General features: G+C 71.7%; 26 protein-coding genes. All 26 read right to left on the bottom strand.

All coding sequences use genetic code 11. The annotated features are described in order from the left end of the window. Nucleotides 1-21: 21 nt before the first annotated feature. On the bottom strand, nt 22-786 hold the full coding sequence (locus ACIO92_RS01880) for a DUF317 domain-containing protein (protein WP_366444347.1): 765 nt from the start codon (nt 784-786) through the stop codon (nt 22-24). After that, entirely contained in the window at nt 783-1313 is a 531-nt protein-coding gene (locus ACIO92_RS01875; protein ID WP_366444348.1) for a hypothetical protein, read from the bottom strand. Before ACIO92_RS01875 ends, ACIO92_RS01880 begins: the two co-directional genes overlap by 4 nt. A gap of 56 nt (nt 1314-1369) precedes the next feature. Next, on the bottom strand, nt 1370-2203 hold the full coding sequence (locus tag ACIO92_RS01870) for a DUF317 domain-containing protein (RefSeq protein ID WP_401236270.1): 834 nt from the start codon (nt 2201-2203) through the stop codon (nt 1370-1372). Between the two features lie 22 nt (nt 2204-2225). Beyond that, entirely contained in the window at nt 2226-3038 is an 813-nt protein-coding gene (locus ACIO92_RS01865; RefSeq protein WP_366444350.1) for a DUF317 domain-containing protein, read from the bottom strand. After that, a complete protein-coding gene (locus tag ACIO92_RS01860; RefSeq protein ID WP_366444351.1) occupies nt 3035-3316 on the bottom strand; it encodes a hypothetical protein in 282 nt (93 codons plus the stop codon). The genes ACIO92_RS01865 and ACIO92_RS01860 overlap by 4 nt, the downstream gene beginning before the upstream one ends. Nucleotides 3317-3479: 163 nt before the next feature. Continuing rightward, nucleotides 3480-3887, bottom strand: coding sequence for a hypothetical protein (locus ACIO92_RS01855; RefSeq protein ID WP_366444352.1), 408 nt, complete (start codon nt 3885-3887; stop codon nt 3480-3482). Further along, nucleotides 3884-4624: a hypothetical protein gene (locus tag ACIO92_RS01850; RefSeq protein WP_366444353.1), complete on the bottom strand. Its 741-nt coding sequence runs from the start codon at nt 4622-4624 to the stop codon at nt 3884-3886. The genes ACIO92_RS01855 and ACIO92_RS01850 overlap by 4 nt, the downstream gene beginning before the upstream one ends. Before the next feature lie 218 nt (nt 4625-4842). Further along, entirely contained in the window at nt 4843-5181 is a 339-nt protein-coding gene (locus ACIO92_RS01845; RefSeq protein WP_366444354.1) for a hypothetical protein, read from the bottom strand. A gap of 38 nt (nt 5182-5219) precedes the next feature. Then, on the bottom strand, nt 5220-6074 hold the full coding sequence (locus tag ACIO92_RS01840) for a relaxase/mobilization nuclease (protein WP_402280450.1): 855 nt from the start codon (nt 6072-6074) through the stop codon (nt 5220-5222). Continuing rightward, a complete protein-coding gene (locus ACIO92_RS01835; protein WP_366444356.1) occupies nt 6071-6490 on the bottom strand; it encodes a hypothetical protein in 420 nt (139 codons plus the stop codon). Before ACIO92_RS01835 ends, ACIO92_RS01840 begins: the two co-directional genes overlap by 4 nt. 141 nt (nt 6491-6631) lie before the next feature. Continuing rightward, entirely contained in the window at nt 6632-7129 is a 498-nt protein-coding gene (locus tag ACIO92_RS01830) for a hypothetical protein (protein WP_366444357.1), read from the bottom strand. 34 nt (nt 7130-7163) lie between these two features. After that, complete coding sequence (locus ACIO92_RS01825) at nt 7164-8960, bottom strand: hypothetical protein (protein WP_366444358.1); 1797 nt, start codon at nt 8958-8960, stop codon at nt 7164-7166. Beyond that, on the bottom strand, nt 8957-10099 hold the full coding sequence (locus ACIO92_RS01820) for an AAA family ATPase (RefSeq protein ID WP_366444359.1): 1143 nt from the start codon (nt 10097-10099) through the stop codon (nt 8957-8959). The genes ACIO92_RS01825 and ACIO92_RS01820 overlap by 4 nt, the downstream gene beginning before the upstream one ends. A gap of 194 nt (nt 10100-10293) precedes the next feature. Then, nucleotides 10294-10515: a hypothetical protein gene (locus tag ACIO92_RS01815; RefSeq protein WP_366444430.1), complete on the bottom strand. Its 222-nt coding sequence runs from the start codon at nt 10513-10515 to the stop codon at nt 10294-10296. A 561-nt stretch (nt 10516-11076) separates the two neighbouring features. Further along, entirely contained in the window at nt 11077-11763 is a 687-nt protein-coding gene (locus ACIO92_RS01810) for a hypothetical protein (protein ID WP_401236264.1), read from the bottom strand. 495 nt (nt 11764-12258) lie between these two features. Beyond that, nucleotides 12259-12855: a hypothetical protein gene (locus ACIO92_RS01805; protein ID WP_402280453.1), complete on the bottom strand. Its 597-nt coding sequence runs from the start codon at nt 12853-12855 to the stop codon at nt 12259-12261. 92 nt (nt 12856-12947) lie between these two features. Next, nucleotides 12948-13460: a hypothetical protein gene (locus ACIO92_RS01800; RefSeq protein WP_366444362.1), complete on the bottom strand. Its 513-nt coding sequence runs from the start codon at nt 13458-13460 to the stop codon at nt 12948-12950. After that, nucleotides 13457-14239 (bottom strand): ParB N-terminal domain-containing protein, encoded by a 783-nt coding sequence (locus ACIO92_RS01795; RefSeq protein WP_401236365.1) that lies wholly within the window; start codon nt 14237-14239, stop codon nt 13457-13459. Before ACIO92_RS01795 ends, ACIO92_RS01800 begins: the two co-directional genes overlap by 4 nt. A gap of 247 nt (nt 14240-14486) precedes the next feature. Further along, a complete protein-coding gene (locus tag ACIO92_RS01790; protein ID WP_366444363.1) occupies nt 14487-14888 on the bottom strand; it encodes a hypothetical protein in 402 nt (133 codons plus the stop codon). Then, the gene (locus ACIO92_RS01785; RefSeq protein WP_366444364.1) at nt 14885-15334 is read right to left on the bottom strand and encodes an XF1762 family protein; all 450 of its coding nucleotides are present in this window, start codon (nt 15332-15334) and stop codon (nt 14885-14887) included. Before ACIO92_RS01785 ends, ACIO92_RS01790 begins: the two co-directional genes overlap by 4 nt. Before the next feature lie 121 nt (nt 15335-15455). Further along, complete coding sequence (locus ACIO92_RS01780; RefSeq protein ID WP_366444365.1) at nt 15456-16970, bottom strand: ATP-binding protein; 1515 nt, start codon at nt 16968-16970, stop codon at nt 15456-15458. Between the two features lie 29 nt (nt 16971-16999). Beyond that, on the bottom strand, nt 17000-17413 hold the full coding sequence (locus ACIO92_RS01775; RefSeq protein ID WP_366444366.1) for a DUF6238 family protein: 414 nt from the start codon (nt 17411-17413) through the stop codon (nt 17000-17002). A gap of 51 nt (nt 17414-17464) precedes the next feature. Next, nucleotides 17465-18913 (bottom strand): SCO6880 family protein, encoded by a 1449-nt coding sequence (locus ACIO92_RS01770; protein ID WP_401236364.1) that lies wholly within the window; start codon nt 18911-18913, stop codon nt 17465-17467. Between the two features lie 120 nt (nt 18914-19033). After that, a complete protein-coding gene (locus ACIO92_RS01765) occupies nt 19034-20359 on the bottom strand; it encodes an ATP-binding protein (RefSeq protein ID WP_402280456.1) in 1326 nt (441 codons plus the stop codon). Nucleotides 20360-20388: 29 nt separating this feature from the next. Then, nucleotides 20389-21081, bottom strand: coding sequence for a hypothetical protein (locus ACIO92_RS01760; RefSeq protein WP_366444369.1), 693 nt, complete (start codon nt 21079-21081; stop codon nt 20389-20391). Then, entirely contained in the window at nt 21081-21389 is a 309-nt protein-coding gene (locus tag ACIO92_RS01755) for a DUF6112 family protein (RefSeq protein ID WP_366444433.1), read from the bottom strand. The genes ACIO92_RS01760 and ACIO92_RS01755 overlap by 1 nt, the downstream gene beginning before the upstream one ends. Between the last annotated feature and the right edge of the window lie 89 nt (nt 21390-21478).

Raw genomic sequence — 21478 nt, 5'->3', positions numbered from 1 at the left:
GGACGGTACGGGCGGAGAGCGTCAGTGGGGACGACGGCGCGTCGAGGGTGCTGGAGGAGGCACAGCCGAAGGCGCGGGAGGCGCCGGAGGGTTGGGACGGGGGGCGGCGAGGCGCTCGATCCGCTCGGGCAGCCTGCGGGCCACGTCCTCGGGCGGCTGCTCCAGCCACCGCAGGGTGACCTGGCTGCGGACGAGGTTCACGGGCTGTTCGTAGCGGCGGAGGACCGGCGCCGGATCGGCGAGCGCCTGCAGGAACGCGGCGACGAGCACCCGGGGTGTGGAGCTGGAGAAGCGCGCATTCCACACCGGGAGGTCCTCGTACAAGCTGGCTGTGACACGCCAGTCGGTACTGCCGGGGAAGAGGTGACGCGCGCCCCGCACACAGCGGTCCGGCGAGCGGAAGTCATCGCCGCTGACATACCACCCGGCCCGCACCAGCACCGTGTGGGAGTCGGCTGTCTCCCGCTCGTCGTAGTCCGGGTGGCTGAGTGCATCGGTGACCGCCGCGATCAGCTCGACCGGCGTGGCCCCGTCGAACGACGCCTCCCACGCCGAACCAGTGCGGCCGTTTCGGTGAGAGAGGCGCCACCACGGTTCACCGATCACCGGCTCCAGACGGAGCAGCGACTTCTGGTCCGGGCTGGTGAGGATCACCCGGGGCACGAGCGGGTCCTGACCGTGGCTCCATCCGGCACTGGTGTGCAGAGCGGCGGTCACCCAGCCCGGATCGCCCGGACCGGCGAGATAGCCCGGCGAGACGAGCGCCTGCCTGACCTTCGTGCTCACCAGCGCCTCGCCGTGTGCCGGACGGCCGCCGCGTCCGGCACGGGAACCCACCGAACGTGTGCCGTGACGGACACGGCGCGGATGTCGAAGAGCACGTGCCCCTTGTCGGCCCAGGTGCGCAGGTGACTCCACGCCTCCTCGTTGAACTCGGCCACGGAGTCGACGAACGTCTCCCGCGGGACGGGGCCGGAGACGCGCCGGGTTTCTCGGACTGCGGTGTGCTCGCGGCGCAGTCCTTCGAGGTGTTCCAGAGCCTGGCCCAGTTCGCGCAGGTGGCAGGCCCAGTGCGGGGCGACACCGTGTTTGCCGAGGCGCTGGATCTGGACGGCGGCCAGGGCGAGGAGCTGGCGGGCACACGGCTGGAGGGGCAGGAACGCGCGCCGGGTCTCCGCGTCCCGCTGGACCATGCGCCACCCGTAGGCCGCTTCGTCGAACGGCCAGCCGTCAGCGTCGGAGTGCTCGCCGGAGTAGGCGTCCCAGGCGGCGAGGATCAACTCACTCTCCACCAGGAACGTCTTCAGCCGCATGAGCATGCGGGTATAGGTGCCGGACGGTGTACTCAGGGAGATTCCTTCGGTGCGGGTCAGCGGCGGAGGGAAGGGCGACCGGCGGAAGCGGAAGCGGGGGCCGGGGCCGCGGAGGCGGTGAGCGGACGGGGCACGGGGCGGTGCCGGCGTGCTTGGGCGAGGCGTTCTCGGTGCGCGGTGACGATGCGGGTGCCGATATCGACTTCCGGGCCCACCTGCAGGAGGGAGCTCTGCTGGGTGTCGAAGCGGGGACGTGGCACGGGCGTCGGGTCGGACAGGGCGGCGGCGACCGAGGCCAGCACATGTCCGGGAGTGTCGGCGTGCAGCACGGCCCGCCACAGGGTTGATCCGGTCCGGTAGGGCTCAGGGAGAGGTGAGGCTTCGACGTCCCATCCGCACAGGCCCATGGAGGGTGAGAAGCGCTGCCGGGCCAGGGTGGTGCTGTCGGGCGATACGATCCTGTGGCTGCCGAGCTCGTCGGTCGTATGGGTCCAGCCGCGCCCGGTGAGGATGCCCGTCACGTCACCGGGAGGGCTGTCGGGTGCGGGGGACACTAGGGCGTCGGTGACCGAGGAGATGATCTCCACCGGGGTGCCGCCGCTGAACGAGGCGTACCACGAGCCGGTCCCGGGGATCACGCTGTTTACCTTCCACCAGCCGTAGAAGCTGTCCGGGGAAGGCGAGATGACGAGACTGTGCTCCAGGCCGGGGCTCGTCATGCGGATGTCGGGGTGCAGCGGGTCGGAGTCCGTGTTCCAGCCCGCGGCGCGCAGGGCGTGGGTGATGTGCCGGGGGTCGCCCGGTCCGGCGAGGTAGGCCGGGGAGACCGGCGAGCCGAGCCTGCCCCGGTAGTGGTCGGCGAACGCATTGTAGTGACGCGAGTTGATCACGGAGACATTCCTTTGGCCGGGGTCATCGGCGGGTCCGGGGTTCACCGGCCGTCGCGTACGGGCGGGCGGCGGCCGGCCTGCGGGTTCGGGGTCGGGCGGCGGACCAGGAGTTGCGGCCCCAGGTGGCGGCGCGGGCGGCGGTGATCCGGGCCTGCTGCCAGGCGCCGACCTCGGAGGGCCGCACCGACACGGAGGTGATCTGGATCCACTTCGAGGGCGGGACGTTTCCGCGGGGCCGCATGACCGGCTGAGGATCGGCCAGAGCGGCGGAGAAACGCTCGATCAGCTGCATCGGGGTCGTAGACGAGAACACGGCGTCCCAGGTCCGGCCGTGCTCCGTACGGGCGCCGGCCCACCAGTGCGCCTGTCCGGGGCCGGTCTGGTGGAACTGCAGCCAGGCGTTCCTGTCGGGGCTGACAGCGGTGAAGTGCTGGACGCGCTCGGTTTGCCAGTGTTGTTCCTGGAGCGGCGCCCACGGGTTGGGAGCGTGGGCGGACCGCTCGCGGGTGAGGGCGTCGGTGAAGCCGGAGACGATCTCCACCGGCGTCTGCCGGGTGAAGGTGGCCCGCCATCCGGGCTCGGTCGAGGTGGCCTGGCCCTGGATCTGCCAGCCCCCTTCAGGTCCGCCTGGGTCGTAGACGACGCGCACCTGGAGGTCGGACCGGTCGAAGACGAGCGGTCCGCCCGTGACGGAGCGGTCCGTCCAGCCGGAGGCGCGCAGGAACTCGGTCACGTGGCGGATGTCGCCGCCTCCGGCCAGGTGCCGGGGCTCGATGAGGTAGTGCTGCTCAGCCTGGTCGGCCGCGGCCCAGGCCGGCTGCTGCCCGCGGCTCACCGGTGCCTCCGCACGACGAGCGGCACAGGCGCCGGGGGCTTGGCCGCCGTGCTCGCCGAAGGGATACGGGCCGCGGCGAGGGTGTCGAGGTGTTCTTCGAGGTTGAGGCCGATGTCGTGCAGTTCGTTGGCGGCGCGGCCCAGGGCGAGCCACACCTCCGGCGGCAGCAGTCCCTGTGTGGCCTGCTGCTGGGCGAAGTGGCTGGCGGTGGCGGCCAGGGTGGCGAACCCGGCGAGTGCGCCGTGCTCGGGGTCGAAGGCGTCCGCCAGGACCGCCACGGTGTCCGGCGGCGTGATACCGGGCTGCGTCAGGTACTCGTTGAGGTGGCCGAGCCGGGTCGCGATGCTTCGGGCCTGGTAGGTGCCGTACGTACGGGGGGCGGGGTATTTGTTCAGGGGGAGGCTCCAAGAGGACGAGGGTGCTCGGTGCGCCGGAGCGCGGTCAGCGCCGGGGGCCCGGTAGGCCGGAGGACGGTGGCGGCGGAGACAAGGAGGGGGCCGTCGGCTTCTGCGCGGCGCGGTGGGCGAGCATGCTCTGCGCCCAGGCCGTGACGTCGAGTTCGTCGGGGTCGATGTTGACGTCGTACCCGGCGACCAGGAGCGGGAGGAGGGCACGCGTAGTGAGCTGTCGCTGGGCGTTCTGGCTCAGGCCGTCGGGGGTCTCGTGCCAGATGTAGACGGGCCCGGCGGTCACCTCCTGCCGCCGCTCCAGCCCGGACTCGTCGAGCCGGGCGAGGAGTTCCTCGGGGGCGCCGGTCCTGGTGACGATGTGGAGCCGGTCGGGGTGGCCGGCCTTGCGGTAGATCTCGACGTCGGTTGCGTTCTCGTCCGCGAGGTTCAAGGAGTTCACCGGGTACGTGCGGTGGACGGCGCGAACCGGGCGGGCAGCGGACGGCTCGCGGCGGGCGCCGACGGGTCGGGGTGGCGCATCCCCACACCGACCCCGAGTTCGGCCAGGCGGGCGCCGACGGCCCTGACGGCCTGGGCCTGCACGGCGGTGTCGTCGCCGGGAAGGACGAGCAGGTTCTGGCGGAGGTCGTGGACGAAGCCGTGCTCGGCCAGCAGCCGGGCCAGCGGCACGGAGCCGGGAACCGGGGTGGTCAGGACGCCGTCCGACCAGGTGAGGTCGACCTGTTCGGGCAGCGGGGAGGTGAGGGCGGCGGCGTTGCGGCGGGCGTGTGCCACGGAGTCCGCGTACCGGGGCAGCAGATGCAGGGTGGTGGCCTCGGCTGCGTGGAACGGGTCGGCGGGGACGGCCAGACCGTCGGGCTCGCGCACTCCCGCGTACGCGGCGTCCGGAAGACCGGCGGGGGCCAGGGCCGCGACGAAGAAGCCTTCACCCTGAGCGAGGTGTTCGATGACGAGCAGGCGGGTGTCGTCCTCGGTACGGGTGAGTACCGCGCAGTGGGAGATGCCGTACGTGGCGATGGCGTGGACGGTCTGGTCCATGTCCCACACGGCTGTGGCGAGGTGGTCGTAGTCGGTGCCGCCGTGGTCGGGGTGGTACTGGCTGGTCCACCGGCCGGGCAGCTCGCCCGCGAGGATGGTGGCGAAGGATTCGAGGTCACTGGGATCGGTGTCGTACAAGAGAGTCCTTGGTGCGTGGGTCACAGGCGCCGGACCCGACAACAGAGCGGCCGGGGCGGCAGGGGCGGAGATCGGGCAGGGCAGTGGACGGACGCTTCGCGTCCGTGTTCCGTGACTCCGCCGGGCAGAGACGGCGAGCGGGTCGTCCTCATACCGGTCAGCGAGTACGTCACGCAGCCCGTGGAACTCGGGAGCGGCGACTGCGGGATGGTGACCGGTCAGAGCACGGACGACGGCGGCATGCCGGCCGTCTGGCTGAGGGACTCGAAGAACCCGGCTGCCGCGTCGAGAATGTGGCCGAGGTCGGCGAGGAATCCGACGTCGGCGGCGGTCAGTTCGGCCGCGACCGCAGCTGCGCCCTGGGTGGCCGTGGGCTTGCGCAGCGTGTCGGTGAGGGCTTCCTCGGCGGCTTGGCCAGGGGCGTTGGGAGAGCATGGTGGTACTGCTCGTGCTGGCGCGAGCATGTGGATGAAGCCGGGGCGCTGCAGGGCGCCGTTGGCTTCCGCGTCGCCTCCGTGCGCCAGGGCTTCACCGGAGTGCGGATCGCGTCGATTCATGTGGCAGTCGCTGAGCGCCGACCGGGTCTTCCTCTATGTCATGGCCGTGATCCGGCTCTGGCTGCCGTGCGGTGGGCGGGAAGCCGGGATGAGGGATCTGGTGCGGATGCGGTGGGCGGGTGACTGAGTTCGGTGACGGTGGCGGCGAGATCCCGGTCGAGGTCAAGCAGGCGCCTGGCCGTCCACTCGAGGCGGTGTCCGGCCGAGCGGAGGTGCGCGTGCGGATGCCCGACGAGGAGCTGGGCCTGGAGCTCGATGACGCGGCGGGCGCTGGCGAGCGGACCTGTCACGTCCGTGAGCGGTGCGAGCTGCGCGACCGTCCCCCTCGCCGTGTCCGGGAGAGGCGGTGTGGCGGCGTGGGCGCCGGGCGTCATGAGGCCGAGGTCGATTTCCAGCCGACGCGCTTCGAACGCGAGGCGGCGAGGAAGGTCGGAGGGCTGACGCTGCCAGGTGCCGTCGTGCCGGATGAGGTTGGCGATCAGGTCGAGGCGGCCGGGCTGGGCCCGGAGGGCGATCAACCGGCAGCCCTGGACGTCGCCGGGGATCTCGATGCCGGCGGCGCGGGCGATACGGAAGGCGACCTCAGACCAATCCGGCCCATTCAGCTCCCGGTCCTCGGGCGCCAGGCGGACGGTCAGGTGAACCACCGCCCGCCGCTCCTGGTCAGGGCTCACGGCGAAGGGATGCTCGATGAGCGGACCGTTGACGTGCTCCGCCCAGTCCGCTGCCGTCCACGATGCCGGGTCGTGGTCGTCCGGGAACGCGCCCAGCCCCGGCACGTGGGCGACGATGGTGCCCGTGGCGAGCGCATTGTCGAAGGTGAGCGGTTCGCCGAGGGCGTCGGCCAGGACCGGTCCGGCGTCGGCGGCCCGCCTGTGGATGTGGATGATCACCGGTCGGCCGCCTCGGCGTCGGCGGCGTGGAGGAGCTGGCCGAGGCCGGTCACCCGGTACCAGCCGAGGTCGACCTGCTGTTCGCCGAGCATCTTCGGGAGCAGGTGGTCCTCCAGGGCGCGCAGGTAGATCAGGCAGTCGGGGCACCGCTTGGAGAGGTGGACGAGGTAGCGGGGGTGGCCGGTGACGAACGACTGGGCTCCGCCGAGAGGGTTGCGCAGCCGCCATCCGTCCTCGTCGGTCGGGGTGTGCCAGGAAGGGGCCACGACGCGCATCGCGTCGCCCCACAGTTCACCGTCGGCGACGCCCTTGATCACCACGACCTGGTCGCCGGGGGCGAAGTGGGTGTGGGTGATGTCCCGGTCGGCGGTGATCGTGTCGGCGGGTGCGAAGGCGGGGCGAGTGGGTTCGGGCACGGCAAGTCCTTCCGCAGAAAGCCGCTGGTGGTGCTTGAGGTCAGGTCTCCATGGTCTGGAAATCGGCCGGTTAGGCTAACCGGCGAACCTGCGCTATATGTGTCCGGCGTTCGCATTCGTGCCGGGCTGTTCGGGCGTATGTCAGCGGTGAGGGTTCTCCGTTCCGATGTCGCTGCTCGTGGCGGCGTCGAGCAGCTCCGGCAGGTCGGTGCCTTCCGTGTCGCGCTGGTCGATCCACCACCCGGCGCGGCTGATCGTGCGGATCTTCTCCTCCAGCACCGTCCAGTCGCCCTCGTCCCAGGTGCCCTCGCTGACCAGAGCCGTGTAGGCGGCGGTGACCAGCTGGAACCGGGAGCGCTCTCCCCAGGCCAGGGCCCGCTCCGGTCCCTCCAGCGGCGGCATGTCGAACTGCTCGGCCCACCCGGTGGCCGCAGCCTGTTCCTCTGCCCGCCGGGCGGCGAGCCACTGCGCCTTGGCGGCGCTGTTGCCGTCGCGGCTCGCCTTCCAGCAGTCGGTGCATTCGCGGCCGGTGAGCCAGCGGGCGAAACCCGCTCTGAGGTCGGCTGCCCGGTCGGCGAGATTGTGGGTGACCTCGTGTCCACAGGCGTGGGTGAGGGTCCAGACGGTCTTGATTGCCACGTGGTTGTTCCTGCTTTCTGTCTTCTGCGTTGTCTCAGCGTGTCCTGCGGATGGCGTCTGTGGCCGCCGTGGCGATGGCGGCGGGAGCGCTGGAGGGTTGGGGCAGGTGCAGCAAGGTGGTTCCCGGCAAGTGGCGGGACTTCGGGGTGAGGGTGAGTTGGAGTACGGCGCAGCCGGCGGTCGTGAGCTGCTTGACGCGGGTGACGGCTTGAGCGGTTTCGTCGCTGCGGTACTGGGCGTCGGTGACGATCACGAGGAGGCGGCCGGCGCCGGGGCGGCTGAGTTCGAGGGCGTGGTCGAGTGCGTCGATGGCGTCGCCGAGGTTGTGTTGGCCGCCGGTGGCATCGAACGTCGTCACGCGCTCTGGTGCTCGGTGGGTGGGTCGGGTCAAGGCAGTCAGGTGCTGGTCATAGGCGATGGTGGCGGTACGGGAGTCGGGGTCGGTGAGGGCTGCTGCGCGTGCCACGATCCAGGCGGCGGACGCGACGGGTGCGCAGGCGGCACGCATGGAGCCGGAGACGTCGACGGCGATACCCACGCGCAGCGGTGGGGTGGGGGAGTTCCGGCGGCGGGTGTGGGTGAACGGTTCCGCGGTGGGGACGGACCCGGCTGCGCGCTGGGCGTCGCGGGCGAGGGCCGCGCGCATGTTGAGGCGGCCGGGCGGGGTGGGGCTGGTGGTCCGTTCCTCGGTCCGCTCGCGGTAGGCGGCGGCTCGTAGGGCGCGGCTCAGACGGGCGGCGGCGCTCTGCTCGGCGGCGGTGGGCCTGCGGGTGCCGGTGACCGGGTTGCTGCGGGGCGCCGGTGTGCCGTCGGGGGTGACGGTGCCGCGGGCGTTGAAGACGCTCTTGGCGGTGGCGGCGGCTTTGCGTCGCTGGCCGGCCCGTTGGGCGCGGTCCTGGGCCTGCGCCTTGGACTGCGCCGCCATGGCGTTGGCCGCTGCGGCCTGTGCCGCGAGGTCGGCGGCGTCGGTGGCTGCCGTGCTGTCCATGACGACCCCCACGGCGCCGGACAGCAGATCGGTGAGGTTCTCCGGCACGGGCCGTGCAGGAGTCGCGATGTCCAGAGCGTCGCACCAGTCCTGAGCGTGCGCGAGCATGGTCGTGGCGTCGTGGTCGGCGCACTGGTGGGCTGCGGTCCAGATCCGGGTGAGCGTGCCCAGCACCTTCTCGCCCAGCACCTTCTCGCACAGATCGGCGACGGCCCGGGTCTCGTCGGCGTCCAGGATGCCGACGTCACGGCGGCCGAGGATCAGAGCCGCCACGGCGGCGGCGTGCTCGATGCCCTGGAGGGCGGGGTGAGCGATGTCGGGCATGACCAGGGTTCGGGCACTGGTGCGCAGGTACGTGCGGTCCGTGGGCCGCCTGGTCAGGTGTGCGCCTTCGGCACGGCTCTCCTCCAGCAGGAGCGCGGCCTCGACGACACGGAGGTTCGCTCCGGCAGGCGCCGTCCAGACGGAGTGGGCCGCGTGCGCGGCCTCGTGGACGAACACTCCCCAGGCGGCGGGATACCGCTCCTCGTCGCCCACGATCCGGGGATGGATCTCGTGGGGCTTCAGCGGGGCGAACAGGCTGGCGTCGAACTCGACCTCGCCCAGAGCGGGGAAGAACGCGGCCGGTGCGCCACTGCGCGTGCCGGGGCGGCAGGTGACGAGGAGGTCCTGGCGGCCGGAGAGGGCGACCAGCCGGTCGCCGAGTTCGGCTCCCACCCGCAGCCACGCGGCTGGGGAGGAACGGGGTCGCGCGGGCGGGGCGCCGTCGTCGTCCCATCGAGCGAGGTCTGCGTCGTTGTCCGGCGTGGTGGTGGGGGACTGGACGTGGTGGTGGGCGCTCATCGCGAGCGGCCCCGGTGCGCGGAGCCGGTGCTGCCCGGGGGCTGTCGGACGGCCGAGGCGGAGAGCTGCTTGCCGAGGGTGAGGGGGGCGATCTTCTTGACGCCGACAGCCTTGATGACGGCGTCGGCGACGGCGTCGCGATCCTCCAGGGGAGCGATGCCGACCAGGTTCGCGAGCGCGGCTTTGGTGCCGAGGACGGCCTCGGTCTTCTGGTAGCTGAGCAGTTCCCGCAGTTGGGGGGCCCAGCCCAGCTCGCCGAGTTCGACTTGGCGGGAGAGGTGTCGGGCGACCCGGACCACCCGGGCGTCGATCTTCAGCGCCAGGGCGAGGTCATAGTCCGTGCCGATCTGGATCTGCACGCTGAACCGGCTCGCGAGCGCCTCCGTCAGAACCGCTCCGTGGACGCCGGGATTGTGGCCCGCCACCACGTAGAAACCCGGCTCGGCCTTGATGGTCTCGCCCTTGTGGGCCTTGACCTGGATCTGCCTGCGCCCGTCCATCGCCGGATACAGCGCCGCCAGGACCTTCGGTGAAATCAGGGTCGCATCGTCGATCAGCAGGGCGCGGCCCTCGGTCATCGCGGTGACCAGCGGACCGTACTGGAAGACGTAGCCTCCCGCGTCGGCCTGTGTGTACTCGCCGATCAAGTCGCCGACCGTGGTGTCGCCGTCACCAGCGACGGTGAGAAGGTCCGGGAACGCCGCCTCCACCAACGACGTCTTGCCGGTGCCCGGAGGGCCGTAGAGCAGCACCGGCACGTCGGCGTCACGCAGCCGGTTCAGGGCCTCGACGTCGGGCAGGTCGGCCAGCTCCCGGGGGTGGTAGAGCTGGCCCCCCGCGCGGCGGATCGGGCCGGTCTGCCTGGGCGTGGCGGCTGCGGGGTTGGCCGTGCGGGCCGGGGCCGTTTGGGCGCGGGGCGAGTGGGTGCCCGGTGGGCTGATCACAGCGGTCTGCGCGGCTGCGGCGGTCTTCGTGTTGGCGCGGAACTCCGGTTGCCCGGTGCCGCCTTGGTCGGCCTCGCCGCGTCGCACCAGGGTGAGAGCGGCGTTGCGGACGGCGCCGTGCGAGTGGCCCAGCTGCCTGGCCATCTCTCCGATGGTGAGCGTGTCCGCCGGCCGGTCCGCCAGCAGTCGGGCCACCTTGGCCCGTAGTTCCCCGCCCCTGGTGCGCGCTGAACTGGCATGCGTTCCGGGTGTGGTCAAAACGAGGCCCCTTCAACAGGTACGGGTGCGGGCGGGGTTGACGATGCGTTGGAGAGGCTGGCCGCTCTCGGAGCGGATCACGGACTGTGCCGACATCGGCGACCGGGCCAACCGGGGCGTACCTCGGGCGCTCACCGGTCGGCCGAGGGCTCGGCACAGGGGCACGGGACGCCCGGCGACGAGCAGCTCGCTGGCTGCCGAGCAGGCCCGTGCGTCCGCTCCGTACCGGGTTCCGTCGCCCGGCAGGCGCAGCCTGGCGTCTCTTCGAAGCCGTCCTGGAGCAGGATCCGCCGGGCGGCGGCGTTGTAGCCGGTGGTGGTGATCTCGCCGGTGATGGTGTGCCGGATCGTCATGAACGGCTCTGCTGGTGCTTCGGGCAAGGCGGATCTCCTATCGGTGGTGGCGGGAAGCGGTGGGGTGTTGGGCGAAGGCGAGGCGGGCCCGAGCGGTGGGGTGTTCCGCAGGGTGGGCGGAGGCTTGATGTGCCGGGGCTGCAGGGTCCGGCGCGGGGGCAGAACGGGGATGGCGTCCTCGACGGCGTCGAGCGCCTGCCGGAACTGGTGGCCGAGGACACCGGTCTCTCGATGAGGTTCCGCAGCCGCACGGACAGGTCCCGCCCGACAGCCGTCTCGGTGGCGAGGGCGAAGTCGGCGCACTCACCGAGACGGCCGGAGAGCTGAGACAGGTGAGACGGTCCGGTGCCGGGCACCTGGCCGAGGGCCTCGGCCACCACCTGGCTCTGGAAGGCTCCGGCGACATTGTCGATGAGGTCGGCCAGTGGCGGAGCGTTCCATCTTGCGGGAGTTCAGGCGCCGATTCCTCTCAGGGAAGGCGTTCGGTTCACGTAGCGCGGTGAGTCCGGCGCTGGCTTCTCGGCCCGGACGGCGCCGGACGGGACCGGCTGGAGTCGCCGGTCACCGGCTTCGTCCTAGGCTGTTCGGTGTTGCGGTTCGCGTGGGGAGGTGGGCTTCGTACTCCCGTGTCCGTGCGTGGTTGAGGCGGTGGACGAGGCCCTGCAGTCTCTCGGGCACCTCGACGGTGACCTGCTGCCCGCGGCCCGCGGAGGGGCCGGGGTCGGGTGTGGTGAGCAGGCGAAGGGCGATGCGGTCGACCTCGATCTCCACGACCTTCAGGACGCCGCCGAGCTCGGCCAGGCGCCGTGCGTCGGAGTCGTGCGCCGGTCCGGGGAGGCTGGAGACGGCGGATGCCGCGGCGACCAGCAGGTCGGCCGAGGGACGCAGGACACTGTCCTCGCCCTGGGCCATGGCGGCGAGTACGCGCCCCGCCTCCTGCGGCTGCCGCAGGTCCGCGCCGTTCTCGGCCCAGGCCCTCAGGGTCCGGGCGGCTGCCGCCACGGACGGGGGAACATCCCCCAGGCCGGCTGCCTGGGCCGTCGCCGGGGCCAGGTCGGGGTCGAGACGGACGGGGTAGCGGGCGGCGCGGAGCATCTCGGCGGCATGGCAGGCGTGCTCGTTCTCCCACTCCGTGCCGAGGTCGAAGGGTAGACGGTGCCAGGTGCCGCGCAGCGTGTACTGCCGGATGAACCCGGCACGAGTGAGAAGCTCGGAGGCCAGGGCGTCGATCGGCCCCTCTGCTTCCACCTCGCCTCCCCGGCCGCGGACGATCGTGATCAGCCCCTCGGTCACCGGCCACGCCCGATCCCGGGGGAGACGAGCGGGCCCGTCGCCCGTACGGGCGTGGGTCCGGCCTGGGTGGTGACCGCCGGACGGTACTGCGAGGAGCCGATACCGGAGGCTCGCGCGATCCGGGAGCGACGCTCCGCGAGCCCGGTCCTGTGCGGGATGTGGGGCGGGCCGGCGCTCTGGGCGGGGTCGAGGGTGTAGTCGGCGTGGACGTCGAAGCCGTGCCGACGGAGGTCTTGGACGGCCTGCCGGGTGCGGCGGACGCCGTCGTACTCGGGGTGGGCCAGCCGGTACAGCCCCTGGACGCCGGGGACGGGCTCGAACTGCTCGGCGGTGAGGTACCAGTGGGCCAGGTGCGAAGGGGTGTTCGTGGTGGGGGCGGCGACGAACCCGTGCTCGGGGTGCCGCCCGAAGTTGAAGTGCTGCTTCAGGAGTGTTCCTTCAGAGAGACGGTCAACGGCGCGGCGGACGGGTGGGGGCCTGGGTGGCAGGGGCGGACGCCGCGGGACGTGCGGGAGCGGGTGTGGGGGAGAGCTTCGGCAGGTCGTGGGGCAGGGACATCGGCGGCGGGCTGCCGGGCATCCAGAGCGCGAACGCATCGCTGAAGTGGCAGCGGGGGTCGGTGTCCCAGGAGATGACCGGTCCACGGTGGTCGGCCTGACGGCTGATGACCTCGACGCCGCCCGGATGGAGGATGTAACCCCAGTGGCTGTTGTCGGAGTTGTTCTGGGTGATGACTTCCCGCTCCGCAGGTGTGCCGTCGAGGTTGATGACGCCGGTCATCTCGCGGCTGGGCCACTGCGCGCCGCCGGTCAGCTGCTGGAGCAGTCCGGGCGGGGATCCGTCGAGAAGGTCCGTTCCTATCTCGTCCCAGGCGAAGACGACGTCGTCGACCAAGTACCGGCTGAGGGCTTCGATGTCCCGGCCGAAACGGAATTGGTAGGCGGCCAGCAGCAGCGGAAGCATGTTCCGGGGGCTGCTGTCGAACTGGAGGTGAACACCGGTATATCCGGTGAGGGTGGGGCGGGCGATGAAGGCGGGAGATCCCAAGAAAGCTCCAGAAGGGCGGGGGAGGACGGGGTGGCAGGGCGTATCCGTCCGGGAGACGAGCGCGGTCTGCTAGTGCAGGACGGCGGTTGCGCCTACAGGTCCTCGTGGGCGAGGTCCCAGTCGCTGTCGTCGAGGGTGTCCTGCCGGTATTCGAAGACGGCCTCTTCCAGCGAGTGGAGGCTGGAGATGGAGGAGTGGGAGCGGAACGCGTCGGTGCGCTCGTGGATGTACTGCTGGGTGTCCCCGGCGGCGGTGATGGTGCGTACGGTGTTCCGGGACGAGACCAGACCCCACTGCGTCATGTCGGTGGGGGTGGTGTGCTTCATCCACACCCAGATCCCGTTGCCGAGCTTGATGATGCTGTCGGGGTGGTACAGCCCGCCGGTCCGACGGTTGCGGCGGGGACTGCGGCGCTCGCCGAGGTCCCTCATGAGGCCCTGGGCGGCCTTCCTGAGGACCGCGTCGTCCAGGTCGTCTCGTTCGCGGATCCGGGCGCACAGGTCGTCGAGGACGTCGTCCTTGTGCATACGGCCGGTGTCGGTGGTGACGTACTGGGCGGCTTCGAGGGTGAGCTGGCGCAGCTCGGAGTTGGTGGGGTGCTTCACGGGAGGTCGCGGTCCTTCCAGACGGTGGCTATTTCGGCGAGGGCGATGGTGGCGTGCTCGATTACCTCGCGGGTGACGGCCCGGCCGGGCGGGGCGAGTTCGGGGTCGTACTGGGCGAAGGTGCGGCTGCCGCGTATCTGGGCGAGGGCGGGCAGGACCTCGCAGAGCAGGCTGGTGGCGACGCGGCGCTGCCGCAGCTCCTCTTCCAGCCGGGCCTTCCGCTCCGCCCACGCACCCTGGAGGGTGAGGTCGCCCTCGACGACCCGGTCGGCGAGCTGAGGGTCCTCGGCGCGCAGGCGGGCGAGCTGAGCCTCCGAGGACTCGGCCTGGGCCTTGGTCTTCTGGGCGACCGAGTACGCCTCGTTCAGCCCCATCGTGCCGCTGATGACGGCCTGGGCCAGATCCGGCGCGTGACGTAGGACCATGCTGGCCTGTCCGATGCGCCCGACTGAGACGCCGGCCTGTTCACTGAGTGAACGGACGGACTGTTCACTCGGTGAACGCTGCTCGTGTTCACTGAATGAACGCGCCTTGGCCGTGATCATGGCGAGCTGGCCCTTGGTCAGGTTCCGGCGCTGTCTGTTCGCCGACAGCACGTACCGGCCGGTGTCGTCGCCTTCGTAGGTGGTGAAGACCGGCTCGATGCCGGCGATCTCGCAGGCCCGCAAGCGGTTCTTGCCGTCCAGGACTCGGCCCGCGGTGTCGAGGACGACGGGGTCGTCGAGGCCGTGTTCACGGATGTCGTCCGCGAGGGCCTGGAGCTCTTCCTCGTCGAGCAGGGGGAAGAGCGCGGTGGTCGGGTGTAGCTCGATCTCGATGGTGTACTCCGTGAGGCGGATCGGGGGTGTGGACGGGGCACGCTCGGTCAGCGGCGGCGACCGCCGGGCCGGGGAGGCACCGGCGGGCTTTCCTTACGGGTGAGCGCCGTGAGGGAGTGCCGGGAGCCGAGGTGGTTGTCGACTTCCCTGGCGGCGCCGCGCAGGGATTCCGAAGGGCGCCGGAGGCAGGCACGGGCCGCGGCGTGGTTCACGACATGCTGTTCGTGAGGTACCGGTCGTCCGTGCTGGTGGCACGTCCGGTGGCCAGGGCGGACTCCGCGGCCTGGGCGAAGTGCGATACCGCCCGGCTCGACATGGTGGCGGCCACAGTGAGGTGCCGCAGGACGGTACGCCCGGCAGGAGTGGTGTGGTGCGGGCTCCGGGAGAAACCGGCGGTCAGGCGGAGGATGTCGCGGGAGAAGCCCTGTGCGCCGATGCCGTGCTGGAGCAGCGCGGTGTAGGAGAGCGAGGCTGGCACGTGTCCGTTCTCGTCCAGCAGCTCCCACCGCTGGGCGGCGTTGCGTGCCTTGTCCTGGATCGTGTCCAGTGCGCCGATGAGTCTGAGCGCCTTGTTGCGCGGTATCAGGTTGCGGTCGGAGCCGGGCTTCACACTGCTTCCCACAGCGTGCGGGCGACGTAGTCGGAGCCGTGGGATACCCGGGGACGGGAGGGAGTGTGCCACCCGGGGCGGGGTCGCCGCTGAGCAACGATCCGCCAGTGGGCGCCACGAAGGCTCGCGCCGCTTTCCCCGTCCTGCGTGTAGGTGATCAAGCGTGTGTAGCCCAGGGCCTTCGCCGCTCGCCATGCGGCCCCGTACAGCAGAGAGTTCGCGTTGCGGGCGCCGTCGCTGCAGGTACGGGTGACTTCGAGAGTGGCTTGGTCGTCCAGGTGACGGGCGACGGGCCGCCCGACGATCGCAACGGCCCGCAGGATGCCGCCCTCATCGGCGGCACCTACGGCGAATATCTGTCCTGCGGGCGGTGCGTGGTGTCGGTGCCATGCGCGGACGAAGGCCGCAGCCTCACGGGATCGAACCGGGACCAGGTGAAGGCTCATGAGTCGGCACTGATCCCGTCCAGGGTTCGCGGAACCGCAGTGACGGATCGGCCCGTCATCGGGACCCCATCCTTGGGTTCATCGGAATGATGGGGGCGGTATTCGGCAACTCGTGGGCCTTTCAGTGCATGCGGGCGTCGGTGTCGAACAGGTTCTGCTCGGTGGGGTGGAGGAGGTGCTGGACGACGAAGCTTCTGCCTGCGACGCGCCACAGGCCGCGTCCTCGGGTGAGGTGGGAGATGGCCTCGGTCTCGACGTTGGTGAGGCCGAGGAGGGTCGCGGCGGCGTGGATCTGGTCGGTTTCCTGGCGGTAGATGATGCGGGTGGAGCAGTCGGCGAGGAGTCCTTCGGCCAGCGCCCGGCCCTGGGATCCGGCGTCGCCTGCGGTGAGCAGGTCGGACAGCCGGTGGATGACCATGAGGTTGGCGATGCCCAGGCCGCGGGAGAGTTTCCACTGGGCCTGCATGCGCTGGAGGAGGCCGGGGTGGCGCATGAGGCGCCAGGCTTCGTCGTAGACGATCCAGCGCCGTCCGCCGTCGGGGTCGGTGAGGGCGGCTTCCATCCAGGCGGAGGCGCAGGTCATGGCGAGGACGAGGGCGGTGTCGTCGCCGGAGCCGCCGAGCCGGGACAGGTCGATGGAGAGCATCGGGCTGGCCGGGTCGAAGGCGACGGTGGAGGGGGCGTCGAACATGCCGGCGAGGTCGCCGTGGACGAGGCGGCGCAGGGCGTGGGAGAGGTCGCGGGCGGCGTCGCCGAGGTGGCCGGAGACGGTGCCGGCGGCGGCGTCGAGGAGGTGGGGCTGGGCGAGGGTGTGCGCGATGTCGCCCAGCAGGGGTGCTCTTCCGGCGGCGGTCGCGGCCCGGACGACGCCGTCGAGGGCGATGTCGAGGGCGGTGTGCTCCATGGGGAGCAGGTCCCGGCCGAGGACGGTGCGGGCGAGGGAGCCGAGTAGGAGCAGGCGGCGTTTGCGTATCTCGCCCGCCCAGTCCGCTTCAGGGACGGACGGGGGCCGGGGGGCGGCGTCGAGCGGGTTGAGGCGGCCGGGCAGACCCGGGCCCAGCGCGATCGACGTGCCGCCGAGCGCGGTTGCGACCGCGGTCCATTCGCCCTTCGGGTCACAGGGGACGTAGACGCGGTAGCCGAAGGCGACCGAGCGCAGCGCGAAGGACTTCGCGAGCGCGCTCTTGCCCTGCCCGATGACCCCGGCGAGCAGGATGTTGGGGTTGGTGAACCCTTCGACCTTCCCGTACAGGGAGAAAGGGTCGAAGACGAAGGAGCCTTCGGCGTGGACATCGCGTCCGATGTAGATGCCTTCGGCGCCGAGGCCGCCTTCGGCGAGGAAGGGGTAGGCGCCGGACGCGGTGGCGGTGGTCATGCGGTGGGCGGGCAGCCGCAGGCGGCTGCTGCGGGCGGACGCGGGGCCGGGGCGTCCGGCGGGCGGGTAGAGCGGCGCGGGCATCTCGGCCTCGGCCGGGGCGGTGCCGGTGGTTCCCACGGCTGCGGCCTGGGCTTTTGCGCGGGCTTCGGAGAGCTGCTTGCGGGCGGCGCGGCGGCTGGTGCGGTCGGTGCCGTGCGGGGTGAACAGGGGGCTGGCGGAGGCGCGGTGGGCCCGGCGGCCGGGGCGGTGTCGGGACATGGGTGGGGGACCGTTTCTGCGGGGGCGGCTCAGCCGGTGCCGTGGTCGGCCGGGGTGGTCTTGCGGCGGACGGCATGGGCGGAGGTGAGGTGGCGCTGGCAGATGGTGAGGACGAGCGGGCCGCCGGGGAGCCGGTCGGGAGTGCAGGCGGGTGCGGTCGGCAGGGCGTGGAAGGCGCCGTGGAGGCTGTTGGCGGTCTGCCACAGCCGCAGGTGCGCGGTGGCCAGGTGCCGTCCGGCTGCCGGGTGCTGGGGGCGCACGGCCTCGGTGAGCTGGTCGAGGAGCAGCTGCAGGCGGGTGACGTGGTGGTGAAGGGTGTCCAGATGCCGCCGGTCGGTGTGTGCTCCGGGTGCGAGGGCGCGGGCGTGGTGGCGGATGCCGGCGGTCGCAGCCCGCAGGTAGGGGTGTGCGTCGGTCGGGTCGGTCGCGGTGGTGGTGGCCAAGAGCGGAAGGGTCTTTCTGCGGGAGCCTGGATCGGGTCAGGCGGTGGGGCCCTACTTCTCCTGGGCGGTGCGGGCGAGGGGGAGAGCGGCCAGGGCGAATGCCTGGGGCTGCTGGTAGAGGAGGCGGCGAAGGTCGACCTGGGCGGCGACGGCGGCGGTCTCGATCTGGGCGCAGGCGGAGTCGAGGGCCTGGTCGGTGTCGGCGGAGACGGTGAGCAGGCCGGTCATGGCGACATCGGCGTGTCCGGCGATCAGCTGCCGCTCGCGTTCCTTCACGTCGCCGTACTCGACGGCGTCGGCCTCGGAGTCGACCTGTCCGCGGCGGGCGCGCTCGCTGGCGTCGGCGATGATCGTCGCCTTGGTGCGCTGGATGTCGCGCAGTGCGGACTCGAAGCCCTGGGGGACGTAGAGGAGGGAGAAGGTGCGACGGACCCCGGCGGTGAACAGCAGCTGGTGGAGGAAGCCCGAGAAGGTTTCGGTGCGCGGCCAGTTCTCGACCCAGTAGGTCGCGTGGCGGGCGGTGTCGGTGATGAGCCGGTCGTGTTCCTCGACCTGGACGACGGGCCCGGCGGCGGCCGGGTCGGCCTCCGCGCGGCCGGTGTCCGACCACTGCTGCAGTCCGGCCAGGGCGTTGGGGTCGTAGGCGGTGCGGATCACGGCGGCGATCTCCCGTGCGGTCAGCCAGTCGTTCACGGTGAGCCCGGCGTTGCGGGCGGCCTGGGTGAGGGAGGCGGTGGCCTGGCCTAGCACGGTGAACGCCCCGGGCAGTCCGCCGCCGGCCTGACTGATCAGACGCCTGGAGGCTTTCAGATCGAGCGAGATCACCAGATACGTCTCGTGTGGGGCGGCGGCCGGTCCGGCGGTGGCGACGAGATCGCTGTAGATCTGTCCGGCGAGCTGCGCGCCGGGACGGCCGTGGGTGTTCCAGTGCCGGGTCAGGGTGTCACCGGAGTCGGGGACGGTCCGCTCCAGGACCTGCACGGTGGCGACGTGCCCGGTGCGGGCGATCCCGGCCAGCGCCCGGCCCCACGAGCTGACGTGGGTGTTCTGGGTGGCGGGATCCAGCAGGGCGAACGCCCGGCTGGTGACGCGGGCGACGGCGGTTAGAGTCTGCTGGTGCGGGTCGTGCAGAGCCGAGGCCCGCCCGTCGGCCGGGGTGACCACCCTGATGGAAGCGGCGCTCCCGGGCAGGTGCAGGGTGCCCTCGGCGCGCGGCCGGGTCGCCGGACGGGCGAGCCACAGGGCCTGGCCGGTGCGGCGGCGCTGGGCGTAGCGGGCGACGATCGGTGCCCAGTCGATCAGGGAACGGCCCCCGCGGCGGATGACGACGAGCGCGGCGAACGCCGCCCACAGCGGGGTGAGGACGAGGGCGCCGCTCAGGCCGGTGGTGACCACCGTGACCAGGAGCAGGGCGAGCGCGGCGGAGGCCAGGAGGAGCTGGGCGGGGGACAGGCCCAGCAGGATCCCGCGCCGGGACCGGGACGGGAACGTGACCGTCATCGGAGGGGTGATCGTGAGCTCAGACAAGGCAGAAGGCTTTCGGCAGCGAGGGCGGCGGGGGACCCGGGCGAGACACCGGTAGGGGCGTCCCGCCTGGGTTCCAGGGGTGAGTGCGAGGTGTCAGGAACCGACGGGAGGCGGCGTCGTGAACGCAGCTCCACCCGGACCGGACCCTGAACCGATCGCGGCGCCAGCACCAGCACCCTGGGGCGTGGAGTCCTGCGTGCTGCGCGGTGCCGCACCCGAGCTCGGGCCGTCGGCGGCGCCGGAGGAACTGCCCGAGTTCTGACCCGGGCTGGTCGGCATGGACTGCACCGACTGGTCCAGGCCGCTCTGCATCTTGTCCATGAGCGGCGACATTCCACCGCTGCCGCTGGAAGGGCTGGCGGCGATGTCGCCGGGGAACTGTCCGGGGACCGAGGCCGGGCCCTGGGGCGATGCCGCCCCGGCTCCGGCGGCGGCTCCGCCGGTTCCCGCGGTCGCTACAGCAGCTGCCGCCTTGCGGGTGGCGTTCTCGGCGTGCTGCTTGGCGAGCTGAGCTCCCGCCCCGCCGGAACGGTGCAGCGTCTCACCGTCCGCCGACTCCGCCGCCCAGTGCACGAACTTGAACGTCGCGTACGGGCACAACATCACCAGCAGCATGATGACGATGCCGGCCATGACGTCGGCGAGCGCGGCGATCCCGCCTTCGGCATCGGTCTTGCCCATGGCGGAGATACCGAGGAGGAAGATCACCGTCATCAGCAGCTTGGAGACGATCAGTGTGGCCGTCGCCTCGATCCAGCCGCGCCGCCAGCGTCGGGCGGCTTCCCATCCGCCGCCCGCGCCAGCGAAGACGGCCAGCGTCACCAGGACGAGGATGCCGACCTTACGGACCATCATCACGCACCAGTAGAGGGTCGCTCCGACGGAGGCGCCGAGGGCCGCGAGGGAGGCCACCAGCCAGCCGAGCGGGGATATCGCGGCGATCTGCGAGACCTTCACCATGCGCCGGACGGCGTCCTCGATCGAGGTCCCGGCCACTGCGAACAAACCGTCCGACACGGCGTCGACGACCTCGACCGCCACGGTGGTCAGGGCGATGGCCGCGAAGCTGAAGATCACACCGCCGGCCGTGCCGGTGAACGCCTGCGCCAGGGCCTGCCCGTCGCGTTTCGTCGCGGCCCGGATGAGCTGGGCGCAGAAGGTGGCGACCAGGACCGTCAGCCCGATCGGCAGCAGCAGCTCGTAGTTGTCGCGGAACCACCCGGCCCGCAGGTCGATGTCGGTGGTGGTGTTGACGGCCGTCGCTGCCAGGTCGGCCGCGGTGGCGGCGAGCTCGCCGCAGGACTTGGCGATCCAGCTGCCGATGCCCTCGGTGATCGCCTTGCCCGGGTCGGCGACGAAGTCAATCGCGTCGGCCGCGTTGCACAGTTTGCCCGCGACGGGAAGAGCGCAGAAGTCCACGGTGGACTCCTCCTATCTGTTCAGCGGGTTCAGGGGGCGGTGGTCGGCGCGATGGCGACGAGAGCGCAGTCGGCGCTGGGGCGGCACTGGACGGCGAGGGTGACCGAGCGGTCCTCCGCGCCGCCCCCGCCGTCCTTCCACGCGATGGACTGCTTGCCGGTGACGGTGACGGCGTAGATATATGCCTCGGTCAGGGCGGCGGGATCCTCGGCCAGGACCTGCTTGAACACCGAGGGGAAACGCGCCTGGGTGACCGTCGCGGTGGCGTACTGGGCCTGGTCACGCATCCGTGACCACAGCAGCGGATCGGGCACCTGCGATCGGATCGAGGTCCAGTCGGTGTACTTCGTCTCCGTCGTCATCCAGGCGTGCATGCCCGCGAGCTGCTGGTCGCGGGTGGTGCTGCGGGTGTCGTAGGACCAGAGCATCACCGCCGCGGCACGCCCGTAGGCGAGAGGATCGGACAGCCGAGGCGGCGGCGACACCGACCCCGTCGCCTTTCCCGCAGCGGGTGCCTGCATGCCGGGCTGGGCCGCCGGGGCGGCTGCGGTGGCGGGCGGCCTCCCCGATGGAGCGGCGGCGGGGCCGGAGCTGCGTGTGGTGACGTAGGCGGCAATACCGGCGCCCGTCAGCAGCACCGCCAGGACGGCGGTCAGGAAGACGATGCGGCGGCCGGTGGACCAGTGCGCGGTGGAGGCGCGGGGGCGGGAGCGCTTGCCCATCAGCGGACCTGCGTGCCGAGCGTGGAGAAGAAGGCGACGATTCCGTTGGCGGCGCCGAGGCCGAGTGCGGCGCCTGCGCTCACGACGGCGCCCTTCTTCCCGTTGGCCTCGGCCTGGTGACCGCCGCTGTGGTGGCCCCAGGCCCACACGCCGAGGGACACGGCGAGCGCGCCGACGACGGCGATGATGCCGAAGAGGTTGATGCTGTTGACCACGTTGCGGAGCACGTCCAGGCCCGGCAGGCCGCCGACCTTCGGGGAGACACCGGGGTCGTAGGCCAGGTACTGGACGCGGTCCGCGAGATGGATGAGGGCAGACAAGGGGGTGATGGTCGAACTCCATGTGTACGCAGGCCAGATGACCCAGAAGGGATGGGGCGAGGGGGAAGTCGCGCGGC

It is taken from the genome of Streptomyces sp. NPDC087215, from assembly GCF_044744885.1.
Lineage (GTDB): Bacteria > Actinomycetota > Actinomycetes > Streptomycetales > Streptomycetaceae > Streptomyces.
This window is presented reverse-complemented; position numbering and strand designations above follow the sequence as displayed.